Source organism: Oceanibaculum pacificum, from assembly GCF_001618175.1.
In the GTDB taxonomy this organism is placed as follows: Bacteria; Pseudomonadota; Alphaproteobacteria; order Oceanibaculales; family Oceanibaculaceae; genus Oceanibaculum; species Oceanibaculum pacificum.
In genome coordinates this window covers 1-18239 of the sequence record NZ_LPXN01000147.1, presented here as the reverse complement: position 1 = coordinate 18239, position 18239 = coordinate 1, and the positions used below count along the sequence as shown (strand labels likewise).

General features: G+C 65.7%; 22 protein-coding genes. 13 read left to right on the top strand and 9 right to left on the bottom strand.

Features of this window, described 5'->3' with window-relative positions:
* Positions 1 to 45: 45 nt before the first annotated feature.
* Positions 46 to 867, bottom strand: coding sequence for a universal stress protein (locus AUP43_RS15590; protein WP_067559161.1), 822 nt, complete (start codon positions 865 to 867; stop codon positions 46 to 48).
* A gap of 80 nt (positions 868 to 947) precedes the next feature.
* On the bottom strand, positions 948 to 2783 hold the full coding sequence (locus AUP43_RS15585; protein ID WP_067559158.1) for an ABC transporter transmembrane domain-containing protein: 1836 nt from the start codon (positions 2781 to 2783) through the stop codon (positions 948 to 950).
* A gap of 211 nt (positions 2784 to 2994) precedes the next feature.
* On the opposite strand from AUP43_RS15585, the gene rpmE reads away from it, so the two are divergent.
* On the top strand, positions 2995 to 3216 hold the full coding sequence (gene rpmE / locus AUP43_RS15580) for a 50S ribosomal protein L31 (RefSeq protein WP_067559155.1): 222 nt from the start codon (positions 2995 to 2997) through the stop codon (positions 3214 to 3216).
* Positions 3217 to 3277: 61 nt separating this feature from the next.
* Here the strand turns inward: rpmE and AUP43_RS15575 are convergent, their stop codons facing one another.
* Positions 3278 to 3691 (bottom strand): DUF1465 family protein, encoded by a 414-nt coding sequence (locus AUP43_RS15575; protein WP_067559152.1) that lies wholly within the window; start codon positions 3689 to 3691, stop codon positions 3278 to 3280.
* 287 nt (positions 3692 to 3978) lie between these two features.
* Here AUP43_RS15575 and AUP43_RS15570 point away from each other — a divergent pair, with 287 nt between their 5' ends.
* On the top strand, positions 3979 to 4452 hold the full coding sequence (locus AUP43_RS15570) for an Hsp20 family protein (protein WP_067559149.1): 474 nt from the start codon (positions 3979 to 3981) through the stop codon (positions 4450 to 4452).
* 141 nt (positions 4453 to 4593) lie between these two features.
* Here the strand turns inward: AUP43_RS15570 and AUP43_RS15565 are convergent, their stop codons facing one another.
* The 4 genes from AUP43_RS15565 to AUP43_RS15555 all read right to left on the bottom strand — a co-directional run bounded on the left by AUP43_RS15565 (position 4594) and on the right by AUP43_RS15555 (position 7174).
* Positions 4594 to 5004 (bottom strand): DUF4168 domain-containing protein, encoded by a 411-nt coding sequence (locus tag AUP43_RS15565; RefSeq protein WP_067559147.1) that lies wholly within the window; start codon positions 5002 to 5004, stop codon positions 4594 to 4596.
* Positions 5005 to 5110: 106 nt separating this feature from the next.
* A complete protein-coding gene (locus AUP43_RS19115) occupies positions 5111 to 5314 on the bottom strand; it encodes a hypothetical protein (protein ID WP_157089385.1) in 204 nt (67 codons plus the stop codon).
* 328 nt (positions 5315 to 5642) lie between these two features.
* Positions 5643 to 6668 (bottom strand): anti-sigma factor family protein, encoded by a 1026-nt coding sequence (locus tag AUP43_RS15560; RefSeq protein WP_067559144.1) that lies wholly within the window; start codon positions 6666 to 6668, stop codon positions 5643 to 5645.
* Positions 6665 to 7174, bottom strand: coding sequence for a sigma-70 family RNA polymerase sigma factor (locus AUP43_RS15555; RefSeq protein ID WP_067559142.1), 510 nt, complete (start codon positions 7172 to 7174; stop codon positions 6665 to 6667). Before AUP43_RS15555 ends, AUP43_RS15560 begins: the two co-directional genes overlap by 4 nt.
* Positions 7175 to 7436: 262 nt before the next feature.
* Here AUP43_RS15555 and AUP43_RS15550 point away from each other — a divergent pair, with 262 nt between their 5' ends.
* The 9 genes from AUP43_RS15550 (at position 7437) to AUP43_RS15510 (ending at position 15037) form a co-directional block, all read left to right on the top strand.
* Positions 7437 to 8453 carry a YeiH family protein gene (locus AUP43_RS15550; RefSeq protein ID WP_067559140.1) on the top strand — a complete coding sequence of 339 codons (1017 nt, stop codon included), beginning with the start codon at positions 7437 to 7439 and terminating at the stop codon, positions 8451 to 8453.
* A 165-nt stretch (positions 8454 to 8618) separates the two neighbouring features.
* Positions 8619 to 9755, top strand: coding sequence for a calcium-binding protein (locus AUP43_RS15545; RefSeq protein ID WP_067559137.1), 1137 nt, complete (start codon positions 8619 to 8621; stop codon positions 9753 to 9755).
* A gap of 126 nt (positions 9756 to 9881) precedes the next feature.
* Entirely contained in the window at positions 9882 to 11036 is a 1155-nt protein-coding gene (locus AUP43_RS15540) for a M20 family metallopeptidase (protein ID WP_067559134.1), read from the top strand.
* A gap of 1 nt (position 11037) precedes the next feature.
* The gene (locus AUP43_RS15535; RefSeq protein ID WP_067559133.1) at positions 11038 to 11664 is read left to right on the top strand and encodes a class I SAM-dependent methyltransferase; all 627 of its coding nucleotides are present in this window, start codon (positions 11038 to 11040) and stop codon (positions 11662 to 11664) included.
* Between the two features lie 75 nt (positions 11665 to 11739).
* Positions 11740 to 12231 (top strand): response regulator, encoded by a 492-nt coding sequence (locus AUP43_RS15530; RefSeq protein WP_067559164.1) that lies wholly within the window; start codon positions 11740 to 11742, stop codon positions 12229 to 12231.
* Between the two features lie 25 nt (positions 12232 to 12256).
* Complete coding sequence (locus tag AUP43_RS15525) at positions 12257 to 12742, top strand: hypothetical protein (protein ID WP_067559131.1); 486 nt, start codon at positions 12257 to 12259, stop codon at positions 12740 to 12742.
* 143 nt (positions 12743 to 12885) lie between these two features.
* Complete coding sequence (locus tag AUP43_RS15520; RefSeq protein WP_067559129.1) at positions 12886 to 13296, top strand: hypothetical protein; 411 nt, start codon at positions 12886 to 12888, stop codon at positions 13294 to 13296.
* Between the two features lie 31 nt (positions 13297 to 13327).
* Positions 13328 to 14086, top strand: a complete 759-nt coding sequence (locus AUP43_RS15515) for an SDR family NAD(P)-dependent oxidoreductase (RefSeq protein ID WP_067559127.1) — start codon at positions 13328 to 13330, stop codon at positions 14084 to 14086.
* Positions 14087 to 14380: 294 nt separating this feature from the next.
* Entirely contained in the window at positions 14381 to 15037 is a 657-nt protein-coding gene (locus AUP43_RS15510; RefSeq protein WP_067559125.1) for a hypothetical protein, read from the top strand.
* 41 nt (positions 15038 to 15078) lie between these two features.
* Here AUP43_RS15510 and AUP43_RS15505 read toward each other — a convergent pair whose 3' ends face one another.
* Positions 15079 to 15474 carry a hypothetical protein gene (locus tag AUP43_RS15505; protein ID WP_067559123.1) on the bottom strand — a complete coding sequence of 132 codons (396 nt, stop codon included), beginning with the start codon at positions 15472 to 15474 and terminating at the stop codon, positions 15079 to 15081.
* Between the two features lie 119 nt (positions 15475 to 15593).
* On the opposite strand from AUP43_RS15505, the gene AUP43_RS15500 reads away from it, so the two are divergent.
* Positions 15594 to 16580, top strand: a complete 987-nt coding sequence (locus AUP43_RS15500; RefSeq protein ID WP_067559121.1) for a S1C family serine protease — start codon at positions 15594 to 15596, stop codon at positions 16578 to 16580.
* Here the strand turns inward: AUP43_RS15500 and mutY are convergent.
* The gene (gene mutY / locus AUP43_RS15495) at positions 16574 to 17635 is read right to left on the bottom strand and encodes an A/G-specific adenine glycosylase (RefSeq protein WP_067559116.1); all 1062 of its coding nucleotides are present in this window, start codon (positions 17633 to 17635) and stop codon (positions 16574 to 16576) included. The genes AUP43_RS15500 and mutY overlap by 7 nt on opposite strands.
* A 65-nt stretch (positions 17636 to 17700) precedes the next feature.
* Between mutY and AUP43_RS15490 the strand changes: the two genes are divergently transcribed.
* Positions 17701 to 18204 (top strand): DUF721 domain-containing protein, encoded by a 504-nt coding sequence (locus tag AUP43_RS15490; RefSeq protein ID WP_067559114.1) that lies wholly within the window; start codon positions 17701 to 17703, stop codon positions 18202 to 18204.
* Positions 18205 to 18239: the final 35 nt, after the last annotated feature.

Here is an 18239-nt window from a genome sequence, read left to right as displayed (position 1 = left end):
CCCCTTCCGGGGCGAGGGATAAAATAGAAGCCCCATCCGCGCCGCCTATCGCGACAGCAGCAGCGGCACGGTCATGTGATGCAGCATCATGCGGGTGGTCCCGCCGAGCACGAATTCCCGCAATCGGGAATGGCCGTAAGCGCCGATGACGATCAGCCGCGCGTCGCGTTCGGCGGCCAGGTTCAGCATCACGTCGGCCGGGTCCAGGTCGGTCGCCGGCTCGCGCAGCAAGGTTACCGGCAATCCGTGGCGGGCCAGGAAGGCGGCCGCCGGCTCCCCGGTCTCGGCAGCGTCGCCGCCGACCGTGACCAGCGTCACCTTGCGCATCCGGGTCAGCAGCGGCAGCGCGTCGCGCAGGGCGCGCGCGGCTTCCCGCCCGCCATTCCAGGCCACCAGCGCCTCGCCGGCAAGCACGGGGCGCGCGCCGATGCGCGGCACCATCAGGATCGGCGTGGAAGCGGCCATGACCAGGTCGCCGGCCAGCGAGGCGACATCGTCGGTCACATTCTCCTCCGGCGCCTGACCCAGCAGGATCAAATCGGCATAGCGACCGGCCTCGGCGATGGCGGCGGCCAGCGGCCCGGCGAACACGCGCCAGTCACTGCGCGCCTTCCAGTCGGCGGTTCGCATCGCCGTCTCGAACTGGCGATGCAGCCCTGCAAGCCGTTCATCCTCCTGCTGCTCGAACTGGTCGAACACGGCTTGCGGCATGACATCCATCGAATAGACCGGCAGCAGCACCTGACGGCGCACCGCCATGCCGGTAACATGGGCATCCAGATTGGCGGCCAGTTCAATGGCGGTTTCGAGGAGACGCGCGACCTCTTCCGCGCCGGTCAGCGGGACCAGGATGGTGGCGATGCTCATGGCGTGTCCTATCTGCGAGAGGGAAGCCTTCCCTCCCTCAATAGGATATCCCGGACGCCGCCGCCTTGATTTAGGTCAAGTCAGCCGGTGCCGTCGCGCATCGTGGCCAGCGCATCGGCCGCCTGGTCGAATTGCAGGGCGGCGAGCCGGGCGTAAAGCCCGCCCTGGCGCGTCAGTTCCGCATGCGTGCCGGTGGCGACGATGCGGCCCTGATCCAGCACCACGATGCGGTCCGCCTTCAGCACCGTGGCCAGCCGATGGGCGATGACCAGCGTGGTGCGGCCGACCATCAGCCGGTCGAGCGCCACCTGCACCGCGCGCTCGCTCTCCGCATCCAGCGCGCTGGTCGCCTCGTCCAGCAGCAGCAGGGCGGGGTCGCGCAGGATGGCGCGGGCGATGGCGATGCGCTGGCGCTGCCCGCCGGACAGTCGCACCCCTTTCTCCCCCAGGAAGGTGGCGAAGCCGTCGGGCAGCCGGTCGAGGAAGTCCGTGGCGGCGGCCGCGTCGGCGGCGGCGCGCACCTCGGCGTCGCTGGCATCGGGCCGGCCATAACGGATATTCTCCATCGCATCGGCGGAGAAGATCACCGGCTCCTGCGGCACCAGGCCGATGCGGCCGCGCAAGGCGGCGGGCGCGGCATGGCGCACATCCACGCCATCCAGCCGCACCGCGCCGCTTTCCGGGTCGTAGAAGCGCAGCAGAAGCTGGAACACCGTGGTCTTGCCGGCCCCCGAGGGGCCGACAATGGCGATTTTTTCGCCTGGCTGCACGGTCAGCGAGAAATCCTCCAGCGCCGGCCGGTCGGGCCGCGCCGGATAGCGGAAGCGCACCCGGTCGAACTCGACGCGCCCCCGTGCCGGCTCCGGCAGGGCGACCGGCAGGGCGGGCGCGACCACGGGCGAGGCGACCGACAGCAGCTCCATCAGCCGTTCGGTGGCGCCCGAAGCGCGCTGCAGGTCGCCGACCACTTCGGAGATCGCGCCGACCGCGCCGGCCACCACCACGGCGTAGAACACGAAGGCGGAAAGATCGCCGCCGCTCATCGTGCCGTCCAGCACGCTGCGCCCGCCGAGCCAGAGGATGGCGCTGACGGCGCTGAACACCAGCACGATGACGGTCGCGGTCAGCATCGCGCGGGCGGCGATGCGGCGCACCGAGGTGGCGAAGGCGTCCTCCACCCGGTCGGAGAAGCGGCCGCGATCCATCGGCTCGTGCGTGAAGGCCTGCACGGTGCGGATGGCGTTCAGGCTTTCCTCGATATAGACGCCGACATCGGCCAGCCGGTCCTGGCTGTCGCGCGACAGCCGGCGCACCCGACGACCGAAGATGATGATGGGGGCGACGACCAGCGGCACCACCAGGAACACCAGGCCGGTCAGCTTCGGGCTGGTGACGATCAGCATCGCCGTGCCGCCGATGAACAGCAGCGTGTTGCGCAGCGCGATCGAGGCGGAGGAGCCGACGACCACCTGGATCAGCGTCGTATCCGTGGTCAGGCGCGACAGCACGTCGCCGGTGCGCGTGATCTCGAAGAAGCCGGGGCTTAGCGTCAGCACATGGTCGAACACCGCCTTGCGGATATCCGCCACCACCCGCTCGCCGATCCAGGAGACCAGATAGAACCGGGCATAGCTGGCGATTGCCAGCAGGAACACCACGCCCAGCAGCACGACCACCGCCCTGTCCAGCAGCGCCGGATCGCCGCTGCCGAACGCGCCATCGACCAGATGCCGCAACCCCATGCCGAGGCCCAGCACAGTCGAGGCGGCGATCACCAGCGCCACCGCGGCCCCGGCGAGCTGCTTCTTGTAGGGGGCAAGGAAGCGCAGCAGATGGCGCAGCGGCCCCAGCCGACGCCCAGCCTCGGGCAGGCTGTCCGCCTCGCCTTCCATATAGCTGCGTTCGCGCATCACCATGTCGCGCCGATCCGTTTGCTGGAATATATGTGGGCCATGCCCTACCCCAATTTAGGATGCTTTGCCAGAAATGCCCGCCGCGACCCAGCGCCGCGCCGGGCCGGAGACGAGATTCCACGGGATTGAGGAAGCGAGAGGGGTTGCCACCCGACCGCACCTCCTATATATACCGCCGCTCGCATTCGCGCTTACTGATTTGGCGGACTGGGTTATGAAGCAAGATATCCACCCCGACTACCACGAGATCAACGTCGTGATGACCGATGGCAGCTCGTACAAGACCCGCTCGACCTGGGGCAAGGAAGGCGACACGCTGCGCCTGGAAATCGACCCGAAGTCCCATCCGGCCTGGACCGGTCAGCATCGCCTGATGGACAGCGGCGGCCAGGTGGCGAAGTTCAACAAGCGTTTCGCCAACCTCGGCATCGGCTGAGCATAGGTTTCGCCCTTACGGGCCGCGGAAAAGGCGCCGGTATCCCCGGCGCCTTTTTTCGTCAGTGGCTGGCCGGCACGCCGCCATGCTGCCCGCCGCCATGCTGGCGGTCCAGCCGTTCGATACGCCGGTAGATAGCAAGGCTGCGGGACAGCAGGCTGTCGAGATGCGGGGGCAAATCCAGATCCTCCTCCGGCTCGTGCAGGCAGACCTGCTGGCCGCCCAGGCGATGCCGTTCGTCCCGCGCCTCCTGCACTGTCATCTCGCCGCTGCCGACCGCCTTCTGCACCATCACCCAGGCCATCGCATGCGTCAGGCGCGAAGTGACGCGCAGCGCCTCGTAACTGGCCCGCGCATCGACAGAACCGGCGTAATGCGCGCCGCGCCGCCGGCGCATGTCGATCACGCAATCCCGCGCCTCGATCAGTAGAGCGAAAATCTCGGAATAGGCTCGATCGATCGGCAATATCGCCATCGGCGTCTCCCTGGTCGAACAAAGCCTTGCGGAAGGCGGGGCAAGGACAAATTCGTTTCGTTATAGAAATAGTATGGGACGGATTTTGTTCCTGGCAAGGCAGGAGACGGCAACCATCGCCGCTCTTCAGGAGGGTCTTGAACCGGATTTCCGCTATCCCATATCCAAGGCCGGGTCGCCGCGATGCGGGGCCCGTTCCACCGGTCCGACCCGGAGGGTGGACCGCTAACAGCCCCCGAACCTTCAGGGCGACGGGGCGTCCATGTTGCTTCTTAGGAGGACATGTTATGCGTAACTATGATTTGACGCCGCTGTTCCGTTCCACCGTCGGCTTCGACCGCATGATGCGGTTGCTCGACAGCTCGATGCGCGACGTGCAGCAGGCCCCCACCTATCCCCCCTACAACATCGAGAAGCTGGGCGAAGACCAGTACCGCATCAGCATGGCGGTCGCCGGCTTTGCCGACAGCGACATTGAGATCGTCGCGCAGAACAACACCCTGACCGTCAGCGGCAAGGGCACGCAGGAAGAGGAAGAGGCCGAACAGGGCCGCTACCTGCATCGCGGCATCGCGCGCCGCGCCTTCGAGCGTCGCTTCGAACTTGCCGATACGGTGAAGGTGACCGGCGCGGCGATGGAGAACGGCCTGCTCCATATCGAGCTGGTGCGCGAGGTGCCGGAAGAGGCGAAGCCCCGCAAGATCGCCATCGCCGCCCCCAAGAGCGCAGCGAAGACCATCGAGGGCAAGCAGGCGGCGTAACGCGCCCTCTGTTCCCGACACGACGGACTGGACAAACGAGCGGCGGCACCTGTGATGGTGCCGCCGCTTTTATCATGACGAAACGGGGAAGAACCGACGCAGAGCAGAGGGGGAGGGACGCGCCGGCCTAGCCCCCGCCGATCAACGCTTCTCGTTGATCATTGCCACGATCTTCTGGCTGAGATCGGGGTCGGCCTCCGCCGCGGCGGTGATCGAGTTATATTCCTCGACGCTCAGCCCCTTGTTCTGGACCGCGCTGACCATTTCCTTGTTCGCCTCGCGATGGGCATCGGCCGCCTTTTCAGGCGAGTCGGCCTGGCGAATCTGCGGCTCCCACTTGGTGCGGATGCTGTTAATCTCCAGGGCCGCCTCGGCATAGGAATCGATCTGGCTTTCGCTGATCTGGGCCGCGCTGGGCGGGGCCGGCGTGGCGGCGGCCGGCGGCGCGCTCTGCGCCATCGCCGGAGCGAGGCCAAGCGGCGCGGCCGCCAGCAGGAACGCCGCGGCCATCGGTGCCATCAGGGGGGCAGTCAGAATTCGGCTCTGCTTCATCGATTGTCTCCTCAATTTTCGATTTCCGGACCTCGGATATGACGACGCCGTTCCTGTGGGGAACGGCGCCGCCCTACCTTCGTCCTGTTAGGCGAGGCCGGGGATGTTACCCACCCGACCCGGCGCCGCCGCTACCGCCGGCACCGCCGCCGCCCATGCCGCCGCCAGCACCGCCACCACCCGGCGACATGCCCTGGCTCGGCGGCGCGGAGGGGTTCGAACCGGCGCCACCGCCGTCATCGCAGGCAGCCGTACCGAGCAGCGCCACAAACGCAAAAGCAGGAATGACCAGTTTCAGACGAGAAATCATTGTTCTTCTCCTTCTGGTTGACGCATCGTTCCCCGGCAATAAAGTGCCTGTCGTTAACGACGCTTCACATGAATAGACGGCACGGTCTTTGTTTTATTCCCCAAAAAATTCGAACAGGACAAAAAAAGAGCCCCCGCATTTACGCGGGGGCCAGTAAGGAACAACAGGGAAGACGAGCATGCGACTCATAACGGAAGTGACTTCATCGAAATGGGGAACTTGAAACCGATGAGATCAACTTTCCGTCGCTCCCACATAGATAGACGATGAACTTGCCGGTTTATTCCAACGGCGGCGAATTTTTTTAACCAAATCCGCGCCCGCTCCCTCAAGCCGCCTGGTTCTGCCGCTCAACGGACGGCAGGGTGCTGGTGCGTTCCGGCAATTTCGCCGGCTTGCCGTCCAATGTCGGCGCGGTGGAGGGCGGGATGACGGGACGGATGATCTTGCCATCGACCAGCGGCTTCGAGAGCGTGCCGTCGAGTTGGGCCGAATCGTCCTTCAAAGAACGAACGCCCGGCTTGGCGTCGCCTCCCGGGATGCTCTTTACCGCCGGGGCCCCGCCGATGTGGCGCGCGATGGCGGTCAGCTTATCCTGCGACAGGCTGCCGATCAGGCTGTAGGAGACGCCGCCGGCCTGCCAGGCGAGTATCGTGCGCCCGGCGCCATACATCGCCATCACCGGCGTTTCCACCGATCCGGCGGCCGGACCGGCATAGAGCGCCATCCAATGCCCCGATTCGTCCTGATAGGTGAATTGCCGCGTATCGGCACCGCTGTCGACCAAGCCGGCCTTCGCCATCCCCAGCCGCCGCTCATTGGTCAGCGCGAAGCCGTAACGGCTGAGATCCGGCCCGCCGCTATTGGTTAGCGCAGCCCCCTCTATCGCACCGCCGGCGGGCATCAGACCGCCCTGCCCCAGCAGCGTTTCGCCGCTGGATTGGGGCGTCGCCGCCTGACGGTCGCCGAACCAATGCGGCTGAAGCTGCACAACAGCGCCGGCGACCAGTGCCGCCACGACGATGGAGGCGGCAATGGCCGCCATGCCGCGCCTGCCATTGGCAAACCCGCCCGCGCCACGCCCGCGTTCCAGTTCCGGCTGGGTCGCCCGGCGCAATCTTTCGGTCGCCGCCGCGATTTCCGGCGGCAGCGGTTCGGCCAGATGCCCGTCGAACAAATCGCGCAGCGCGCGATTCTGCTCCATGTAGGCGGCCACGCGCTCCGCCGCTTCCGGCGAGGCGGCAAGATAATGCTCGACCAGCAGCCGCTGGCGCCCATCCAGCGCGCCATCGACATAGGCCATCAGCATATCCTCGGTAACGAGGGCGACCGTATTTTCAGTGCTATCGTTCATTTCACCCTATGCAAGCCGGCCAGCGGACCTCCGGCCATCAGGCGGCGAAGCGTCTCGCGCGCCCGGCTGACCCGCGACATCACGGTGCCGAGCGGAATTTCGAGAATATCCGCCGCGTCCTGGTAGCTTGCTCCTTCCAATCCAATCAGCAGAAGTATCTCCCGCTGTTGCTCCGGCAGCTTGGCCAGGGAATCGGCCATATCCTGGCCGAGCAACCGGGCCTGCTGGTTCGCGGGAGAGGAGAGCTTCGCGGCCACATCCTCCAGCGGAACCTGTATCCCGGTTATGCGCTTGCGGCTCAACTGATCCATGCGGAGATTGTGCAGGGTGCTGAACAAATAGGTCCGCAAATTGCGCACCTCGGCACCTTCCTCGATCTTCGCCAGAACCCGCGCCACGCTTTCCTGGACCAAATCGTCTGCGTCGATGGGGTCCCCCGTCAGCGCTATCGCATACCGCCGGAGACCCTTCACATGCCCCGTGAGCGTGTCACCCAGGGCTTCCATAACGGAAGCGGCCTTGGATGAAGCAGCCGCATCGGTCAGTGTCCGTTCGCGTCTAGTAGGCTTCATCATTGCACGGTGGACCGTCACTTGGCCGGCCCAAGGGCGATTTTGTGCCCTTCTCAAGGCACTCCTGACAAATAGACGGCACAATCCGAATTTTATTCCAGACGTTGCGTGCCTGGCGCGATGGCTGCCTTGCGCCCGCTGGCATTGCGTTTACCGCCGCCACCGCTAAAGTCCGCCGATCTTCGGGAGGGGCAGGATGGTCACGGACAGGCTTTCGGGAACATGGGCGACCTGGCGAAAGGTCTGGCCGGGGGTGCTGGTCAGCCTGATCGTCGCGGTCGCCGCCACCTTCCTGGCGCGGCGATACGATGCGCCTGTGATGCTGTTCGCCCTGCTGCTGGGCATGGCGCTGCATTTCCTGTCGTCGGAATCGCGCTGCGCTGCCGGGGTCGAATTCTCCTCCAAGAAAATCCTGCGCTTCGGCGTGGCGTTGCTGGGCGCGCGCATCACGGCCGAGCAGATCATGTCGCTGGGCATCGCCCCCATCGTGACGGTGATCGCCGCCGTGGTGCTGACCATCCTGGTCGGCTGGCTGCTCTCCCGGGCGCTGGGCTTCGACCGGCATTTCGGCCTGCTGACCGCCGGCGCGGTGGCGATCTGCGGCGCGTCGGCCGCCCTCGCCATTTCCGCCGTGCTGCCGAAGACCGAACGCTCGGAGCGCGACACCATCTTCACCGTCATCGGCGTCACCAGCCTCAGCACCATCGCCATGGTGCTCTATCCGGTCATCGTCGCCGCCACCCATCTCACCGACGCCGAGGCCGGCATGTTCCTGGGCGGCACGATCCATGACGTGGCGCAGGTGGTGGGGGCCGGCTACAGCGTGTCGCGCGAGGCCGGCGACATCGCCACCTTCACCAAGCTGCTGCGCGTCGCCATGCTGATGCCGGTGGTGGTGATCTTTGCATTGATGATGCGCGGCCAGGGTGGCGGCCAGGGCGGCAGCGGGGCCAAGGGCGCGCCATTGCCGCTGTTCCTGGTGGCGTTCGCCCTGCTGGTCCTGGTGAACAGCCTGGGGTGGATTCCCGCCCCGGTGCTGAGCGTGCTGATCGACCTGTCCAGCTGGTGCCTGGCCACCGCCATCGCCGCCCTGGGCATCAAGACCTCGTTGAAGGCCATGGCGGCCGTCGGCCCCCGCGCGGTGATGCTTATCGTTGGGGAAACCGTATTCCTCGCCCTTTTGGTTCTGGGGCTCTTAACATTCGTTTTGTAAGTTAAATAATACAGTTATTACCTTCGATTATTTTTCAAAATTCTTATGGCTATATAAGAATTTTAACCCTTAATTATTTTCACTTTTTTGGGAACCGATCTCTTCTTCCTTCCATTTCTTCTACGCATTGCGTCACTCGACGCAGCAAATCGAAGGAGAGATATCATGGCAAATCCCCTTATCCCCGGTGAGCGGATCGAGGACGACGCCAATTCCAACGAAATCATGGGCACCGCGGGCGACGACACCATCGTCGGTTCGGCCGGCAATGACACGGTGAACGCGGCCGGAGGTTTCGATCTGATCGACTTCACCGCCGATCCGGATGGCGGCAATCAGATTTACGGCGGCGAGCAGGGCGATACGATCTTTGGCGGCAATGGCAGCGAGCATCTCTATGGCGGCAAGGGTCATGATTCGATCAATGGCGGCAATGGCGATGACCTGCTGACCGGGGCCATGGGCAGCGACACCATGACCGGCGGCGACGGCGACAATACCTTCGTTTTCCGCGATAACAGCGGCCAGGACGTCATCACCGATTTCTCCATCGGCGACGACAAGATGCAGATCTTCGAATTCATCAACGGCAAGACGGTCGCCGACAATCAGGCCGCGCTGAACCTGGCCGATGACGATGGCCAGGGCAACGTGCTGTTCGATTTCGGCGATGGCAATGTCGTCACCCTGCTGGGCATCGCCAAGGACGATCTGAGCGAGGATGATTTCATCATCGAACGCGCCCAAACCGGGGAACCGGGCGGGCCGACGGGTGGCGACGATGAGATCGCCGGCACCGATGGCGACGACCAGCTGACCGGCGGCGGCGGCACCGATACGATCGATGGCGGCAACGGTTTCGATCTGATCGACGAATCCGCCGATACGGCCGATAACGTGCTGCGCGGCGGCATGCAGGGCGACACGATCCTCGGCGGCGCTGGCAGCGAGGATATCGGCGGCGGCAAGGGCCATGACGAGCTGAGTGGCGGCGCCGGCGACGACACCATGACCGGCGGCCTCGGTGAGGACACCATGACCGGCGGCGAAGGCAACGATCTGTTCGTCTATAGCGAAGGCCAGGGCGCCGATCTGGTGCTGGACTTCAACATGGCGGGCGACGATACGATCCAGCTTCCCCCGCAGATCGGCGGCTATGACTTCCTGGTCGACAGCCCGCTCGATTTCGTGACCTACACCGAGGCAGGCGCGGTTCTCGATTTCGGCAATGGCGATACGCTGACCCTGCAAGGCGTGCAGGAGGGCGAGCTGACCGAGGATGATTTCACCATCTTCGGCTGATCGTTTCGCGATCCGGCGAAAGGGCGGTCCCGGCGACGGGGCCGCCCTTTTGTCATTGGCGATAACAACTCGCTTGCTTACTCTAGCCGCTCTTCATCCAGCCGGAACGCCAGAGGATTAGCAGGCATGACCGTCAACAGCACCGCCTCCAACCAGCCGAAGATCGACGCCGAGGAAATCCTCGAAGGCATCCGCCGGTGGGTCGAGATCGAAAGCCCCTCGCACGACGCCGCCGCCGTCAACCGCATGGTCGACCAGGTGGAATCAGAGATGAAGGCGATCGGCGCTAAGCTGGAGCGCGTGCCCGGCCGCGACGGCTGGGGCGACATCCTCACCGCCCGCACCCCCTGGGGCGGCGACGGCCCCGGCATCCTGGTGCTCAGCCATCTCGACACCGTGCACCCGATCGGCACGCTGAAGGACATCCTGCCGTTCAAGAAGGACGAGGATAAGGTGTTCGGCCCCGGCATCTACGACATGAAGGGCGGGGCCTATCTCGCTTATTACGCCTATCGCCATCTGGTCCGCACGGCGAAGGAGACGCCACTGCCGATCACCTTCATGTTCGTACCGGAAGAAGAGGTTGGCAGCCCGACATCGCAGAAGATGATCGAGCAGATGGCGCTGAAGAACAAATATGTGCTGGTCACCGAGCCGGCACGCGACGGCGGCAAGATCGTGACCTCGCGCAAGGGCGTGCTGCGCTTCGAGATGCAGTGCGAGGGCCGCCCCGCCCATGCCGGCGCGCAGCACCAGGACGGCCGCAGCGCGATCAAGGAGATGGCGAAGCAGATCCTACGGCTGGAGGAGTTGACCAATTACGAGACCGGCGTCACCTGCAATGTCGGCCTGATCACGGGCGGCACCGGCATCAACGTGGTCCCGCAGCATTGCAGCATCGAGATCGACATGCGCGTGCCGACGCCGGAGCTGGCGGAGGAGATGACCGCCACCGTGCTGGGCTTCACCGCCTTCGACCCGGATGTGAAGGTCACGGTCAGCGGCGGCATCAACCGCCCGCCCTATGTGAAGGACGAAGGCATCGCCAAGCTGTTCGATCACGCTAAGGACCTGGCCGCCGAGATCGGCTTCGAGTTGCAGGACGTGAAGATCACCGGCGGCGGCAGCGACGGCAATTTCACCGCCGCCGTCGGCGTGCCGACGCTGGACGGGCTGGGCGTCGACGGGCGCGGCGCGCATACCGATTACGAGCAGATGTATTATTCCTCCCTCGAACCCCGCGCCAAGCTGATGCTGCGGCTGTTCGAAACGCTGCAGTAACATGTCCAGGGGCGGGCGCTGGAGCCGCTATTACGACGCGGTGCAGGCGCGCCCGCCCCGCGACACGCTGCTCTTCGCGCTCGACCGGTTCGCGGCGGAAGGCCTGCCGGCCGCGCCCAGGGCCCTCGATCTGGGCTGCGGCGACGGGCGCGACACGGTGGAATTGCTGCGGCGGGGCTGGCGCACGCTGGCGATGGATGCGACGCCCGAGGCCATCGACCGGCTGCTGGCCCGCCCGGACCTGCCCAAGGATCCGCCGACGGCCGGCAATCTGGAAACGCTGGTGGCCCGGTTCGAGGATTTCCAGCCGCCGCCGGCCGACCTGATCAATGCCAGCTTCTGCCTGCCCTTTTGCGAGGCCGCGGCGTTTCCCGATGTCTGGCGGCGGTTGAGTGCGGCAATACGCCCCGGCGGACGCTTTGCCGGGCAGTTGCTCGGCCCGCAGGATGATTGGGCGCAAAGCGGCGTAATCATTCACTCACGGGCGGACATCGACCGGCTCGCCGCCGGCTTCGAGATCGAGCTGCTGCAGGAGGTGCGAGAAGAAGGCGGCACCCCCCTAGCCAGAACAAAGCATTGGCATATTTTTCATCTTGTGCTCAAAAGTAGCGACAAGAATGATAATTGAGTAAAATTTAACCAATTATAGTTTTAATGCCGTGCTTACAACCGCCAGAACGGCGGCGCGGATTAGGGGCTGGTGGTGGCAGAAAAAATTGATTTCAGCGCGGTGCGCTTTCTGATCGTCGATCCGAATCCGCTCTCGACCGAGTTGCTGTACGATATCCTGCGCATGCTGGGATCGATCTCGATCCGCCGCGCCGCCGACAGCAACAAGGCAATGACTATCCTGCGGGCCGGCGGCATCGATGTGCTGATCACCGAATGGAATGTCGGCCCGGTCTCCGGCCTTGAGCTGCTGGACATGGTGCGCAACTCCACGCAGTCGCCCGACCGGATGCTGCCGATCATCATGCTGACCGCGAATTCCGAGCCTGAATTCGTCGTCCAGGCGCGCGATCACGGGGTGACGGAATTCCTCGCCAAGCCCTTCACGGTGGATGCGTTCTATCGCCGCCTCGTCTCGGTGATCGCCCGCCCGCGCTCCTTCGTGAACGCGGATTCCTATTTCGGCCCGGATCGGCGACGGCGGCAGATCAACCATGGCGGTCCCGACCGTCGGCGAGAAGATTGACGCGACACGCGCCGGAGAAAGATAGATGCCCAAGGCCCAGATAATCCCAGCGCCGATGGAGCTGAAGCGCCGCGCGGTCAACCGGAAGAAGGGGTTCGACATCAACCCCTCGCCGACCGATTTGGCGAAGATCGAAGCGGCGGTGAATGCCTCGGCGGATAAGTTCGTGACCGCCTTCGCGGCGATACTGCGCGCCCTGCGCGGCGCCATCGAGCTGGCCGAGCGCGACCCGACCATGCGCGACATGGTGCTGGTCGAGGTACGCGAGCGCGCCTTCGATGTGAAGGGGCTCGGCGGCACCTACAAGTTTCCGCTGATGAGCGAGATCGGCCGTTCCCTGCATATGCTGACCGGCCGCATGGAGACGATGAACGATGTGCAGCTCGCCATCGTGAAATACCATGTCGATGCGCTCTACGTCGTTCTGGCGCAGCGCATCCAGGGGCAGGGCGGCGCGCTGGAGCAGGAATTGCTGGTCGCCTTCCGCAAGGCGGTCGAAAAATTCGGCTGAGCGCCTTCCCCCGATTTCGGCCCGGGTTCCCGCCCATCGTGACTTTGCATGGCGCTTTGCCGCGCAATCCCCCTTGCCCGCATCTCGATTCAATTCGACAATGCGAAACCATTAGGATCGGCAATCGGCGCCGGAGAGAATAGATGGACACTGAGACGCAGGAACGGCGGGCGCTGGAGATACTGGTCGACACGGTAAGCGTCACCCTGGGTCGCTCCAACATCGTGACCCGCGAGGTGCGCCGCGCCTTCGAGAGCGGCCGCCCGGTCGATTTCTTCACCGCCAAGGCCGCCTTCAACGCCTTGCCGAGCTGGCAGCGCCAGCAGATCGGCGACGCCGCCGCCGAACGTGCCTGGACCGTGCGCCGCCTGTTCCGCGCCACCAGCCGCGACTGGCGCGACATCGGCGACCGCGACAAGACCATCCTGTTTCCGGTGATTCCGCGCGGCGTGCAGCCGAACGGCGCGCAGGCCGCCATGGCGCGCCCCGCAGCCGCCAGGCCGGCCGGCGGCACCCCCACCACCGGGACGCCGGGGCCGAAACGCCCTGCCTGATCCCCTGCCTCATCCCCTGCCGGCACAATCGATGGGGCCGCCCCCGCGCACCTATCTGGTGACCGGCGCCGCCAGCGGCATCGGGGCGGCGATCTGTCGGATCCTGGCCGGTCCGGGCTGCCGCCTTGTCCTTCACACCCGCAGCAATCGCACCGGCGCCGAAGCGACGCTGGCCGAGGCGCGGGCGGCTGGGGCCGAAGGCGAGATTCTGCTGGCCGACCTGGCGGAGCCTGGGGCCGGCGCGACGCTGGTCGAGCAGGCGCTGGAGCGTTTCGGCGCGCTGGACGGCCTGGTCAGTAATGCCGGCTTCGCCGACCGGCGCGGCTTCGGCGAGATCGACGCGGCCGGCTTCGACCTGTCGGTCGGGGTCATCCAGCGCGCCTTTTTCGAGATGGCGAGTGCGGCCCTGCCCGCCTTATGCGCGGCCCCCGCCGGGCGGGTGGTCGCCATCGGCTCCTTCGTCGCCCGCCGGTTCCAGCCCCATGACGGGCGGTTCGCCGCCAGCGCATCCGCCAAGGCCGGGCTGGAGGCGCTGGTAAAGTCGCTGGCGATGCAGCTTGCGCCCCATGGCGGAACGGCCAATTGCGTGCTTCCGGGCTATATTCGCAAACAGCAGGGCGCCCATTCCGCGCTCGCCCCGGAGGCGTGGAAGGCGCTGGCCGCCACGGTGCCGATGCAGCGCCTGGGCGAGCCGCAAGATGTGGCCGCGCTGGTGGGCTTTCTGTGCAGCCCGGCGGCGGCTTACATCACGGCGCAGTCGATAATGGTGGATGGCGGCCTGACTGCTTGACTTGCATTAGAGGGTCCATTATTTCGGGCCATCATCGTCACCGCCGGTCAAAAGCATGTGTTCGAGATAATTTTATTCTTAAAAAATTTAAGCTAAGGCCCGCAATTTAAAGTGACTTTTCAAAATCAAAGTTTTAAGCTGTAACTTACGGTGTCATAGAATCGCGACACTCTCAGGCCAACGAGACTCTGACGGAATCTGACGTCGAGCTTGATTGCCATCATAATTTCTAAGAAGTTAATGGCATGGTCATCGACCAAGCCGCTAAAGAGACGCAAGGAGGATAGCGTCAGGATGCGTATGTATAATCAGCCGTCCGACCCGAAGATCGTTCAGCATTTCGCGAAGGAATTCGCGCGATTCCTGAATCGTGTCCAGGATTCGGGGAACGACATGCTGGGGTCCTTCCTGGTCGAACAGGAATGGGACCGCTATGCGAATGACGCGAATGACGTGGTAAAATCGCTGGAGATCGCAGGCTTCGTCGTCACCCCCCGCGAATTGACCGACCTGATGATCGCCCAGGCCGACCAGCAGCCGGGTGCGAACAAGCTGATGGGCCAGCGCGGCGCGCGCATGTACATCACCGCCGTCATGGGCGCCATGGCCAATGCCTGGAATCACAGCCGCGACGTCGACCTGATCGTCAATATCCTCTCGATGGCCCTGGCCCGTGCCTCCGCGCCCAGCATGCGCCGCGACATGGTGGATTCCTCCTACCGCCGCTTCGCCAAGACGGCGATGGAAATCATCAACGATCTGGAGCGCGCCGGCTATTACATCATGCCGGATGAGGCGACGCCGATCATGATCAATGCCGGCGTGGCGGAAACCGCCGAACGCGCGACGACCAACGTGAAGGCCATCGGCGCCGACCCGGAATATGTCCGCAAGCTGTACCAGAATGTGGTCGCGGCCCGGCCGGACGATTGCCGCCCGCGCAAGGAATAATCCTCGCCCTCCTTGGCTGTAACGGCCCCCTGCCCGGCTGCTTAGGACTTCGCCTTATAGGCGGCCGCCAGTATTTTCATCGATGTCTGGTGCCGCCGGCTGCCCTCGGGCGGCGGGGTCGGCGCGGCGCGGTTGCTCGACAGCGTCATGCCCCCCTTGCCGCTCAGCACCTCGGCTACGGCCTGCAGGGTGACCTTCTCCGCGATCGGCTCGGACGGCCGCCGCCGCGCGGCGCGTGGGCGATATTGCTCGCCCCGGCCGGTCGTGCGCTGCACCGCCAGCAGCGCCAGGCTGCCCAGCATCGGCGCGACCAGCGCGCGCATCAGCTTTTCGTCCTCGCGCGCCCATTGCGCCAGCAATTGCGCCGCGCGGTTGGAATTGCCCTGCATCTGTTCCAGCGCCTCGCGCGCCTTCTTGTCGAGATACTCGCCGCTCATGCCTTCCTGTCCCTCAAAGCCGGGAGATGCAGGATAGTATGATTTACCCGGCCGCCCGACACACTACATAATGATCATGATGCGGCATTCGCTATTTCGCGGCCGCGTGGGAGGTGGCGATGACCCGATTTCCGCTCACCCTGATCCTCTTGCTTTTCGCGGCCGCGACTCCGCTTTCCGCCAAGGCCGCGACCGACGACCTGCTGGCCGCCATCGTCCAGGTGAAGGCCCAGGTGCCCGCCGATTCCCGAACCGCCGAAAGCCTGGGCCAGGAGCGCCTGGGCAATGGCGTGGTGATCGGGCCGAACGGGCTGGTGCTGACCATCGGCTACATCGTGCTGGAGGCCGACCGCGTCACCCTCACCAAGTCGAATGGCACCTCGGTCCCCGCCCAACTCGTCGCCTATGACCATGATACCGGCTTCGGCCTGGTGCGCGCCGCCAGCGATCTTGGGGTAACCCCCATGGAGCTGGGCGATTCCACCCTGTTGACGGAAAAGGACCGGGTGCTGATCGCCGGCTATGGCGGCGCGGCGGCGGCCCGGCCGGCCTATGTCGTCTCCCGGCGCACCTATGCCGGCTATTGGGAATATCTGCTGGAGAACGCGGTCTTCACCAGCCCGCCCTATGAAAGCTTCGCCGGCGCCGCCCTGATCGACGCAAGCGGCAGGCTGGCCGGCATCGGCTCGCTGATCGTGCCGGACGCGCTGAGCGGCCCTGGCGGCGCAATCATCCCCGGCAACATGTTCGTGCCGGTGGAAGCGCTGAAGCCGATCCTGGAGCGCATGATCGCCACCGGCCGGGCCAGCGACACGCCGAAGCCGTGGATCGGCGTCCAGCTCGACGCGGTGCGCGGCCATCTGTTCGTCCGCCGGGTCTCGCCCGACAGCCCCGCCGCGCTGGCCGGGCTGAAGCCGGATGATTTGGTGCTGGGCGTCGGCGACACCCCCACCGCGACATTGGCGCAGTTCTATCGCGCCTTGTGGGCCGCCGGCAATCCGGGCGACATCGCCACTATTCGCGTGCTCGACGGCATGGCGGCGCGCGCCGTCGAGGTGCGAACCGGCGACCGCTATCGCTATCTGAAGCTGAACCGCACCTACTGACGTCCAAGCTGGGCGAGAGCGTGCCGCACGATTTTCTTCATCAGCGTCGGCAGCGCGTAATCGCCCAGCGCATCGAGCGGGGCCCACACGCCGCCCGGCACCGGCCGGGCAGCGGCGGATGTCGCGACTACCGTCAGCTCCAGGTGGAAATGGGTGAAGGTGTGCCGCACCAGCCCCGGCAGCGCCCGCCAGTCGCCCGGCACCGGCGCTTCGCCCGCGACGGCGGATAGCGCGTGCCGCTGGCCGGCCCAGGCGGAAGACGGAATCTCCATCATGCCGCCCAGCAACCCGCTTTCCACGCGGCGGCGCAGCAGCACCGCGCCGGTGGGCGCAACGATCCAGAAGGCGGTGCCGTAGCGGGTCGGTTTTTCCGCCTTCTCCGCCTTGCGCGGCAATTGCTCGGCAATGCCCAGCCGGCGCGCCGCGCACGGTTCCATCCAGGGGCAGGCCATGCATTTCGGGCTGCGCGGCACGCAGATCGTCGCGCCCAGATCCATCACCGCCTGGGCATAATCGCCCGGCCGCCGCGCCGGGGTCGCTTGCGCCGCCAGATCGCGGAGCATCGGCTTGGCCTGCGGCAAGGGCGTCTCGACAGCATGCAGCCGGGCGAAGACGCGCTCGAAATTGCCGTCCACCGGCGTCGCCGGGCGGTCGAAGGCGATGGCGGCGATGGCCGCCGCCGTATAACTGCCGATACCGGGCAGATCGAGCAGCGCGTCCTCGGTGTCCGGGAAGACGCCGCCATGCCGGGCCACCACGGCTTGCGCGCATTTATGCAGATTGCGGGCGCGGGCGTAGTAGCCCAGCCCCTGCCAGGCATGCAGCACCGGGTCGAGATCGGCGGCGGCCAGGTCGGAAACCGTCGGCCACAGCTCCAGGAAACGTCGGAAATAAGGGCCAACCGTCGCCACCGTGGTCTGTTGCAGCATGATCTCGCTGAGCCAGACATGGTAGGGATCGGCCCGGCTTCCCGGCTCCGCCCGCCAGGGCAGGCGCCGCCGGTGCCGGTCGTACCAGGCAAGGAGCAGGTCGGGCAGATCGGCGGAAGCGCGCATTCGGATGGCCGGGCAGCGGATCGGGGCTGTAGACTATAGGGACCGATTGCCCGTATGCCAGTGCGATGACCGACGACAAGCCGACCCCCTCGCTGCTGCGCCACCGCCGGCTGACCGCGCTGGCCGCGCCGACGCGAATCATCGCCAAGAAACTGCTGGGCGGCAAGGCGGCGGCCGAGGCGTCGGTCATGCTGGACTGGCCGGCCATCGTGGGCGTCGAGATTGCCGCCTATTGCCTGCCGCGCAAGCTGGCACGCGGTCGCGGCGTCAATGCCGGGGCGGCGACGCTGCACCTGACCGTCGACAGCGCCTTCGCGCTGGAAGTGCAATACATGACCCCGCAGATCATCGAGCGGGTGAACACCTATCTGGGCTATCGCGGCGTGGAGCGGCTGACGCTGCACCAGGCCGCTCTGCCCGCGCCGGTCGACACCGCCCCGCCGCCGCTGCGCCCTCTCACCCCGATCGAGGCAACCCAGCTCGACAGCCAGACCGCGCCGATCACCGACGAGGCGCTGAAGGCCGCCCTGCACAAGCTGGGCACGGTGCTGCGGGGGAGTGCAAAATAAAGCGCGTGCCGCCATACCCTTCGAGACGCCGGCTT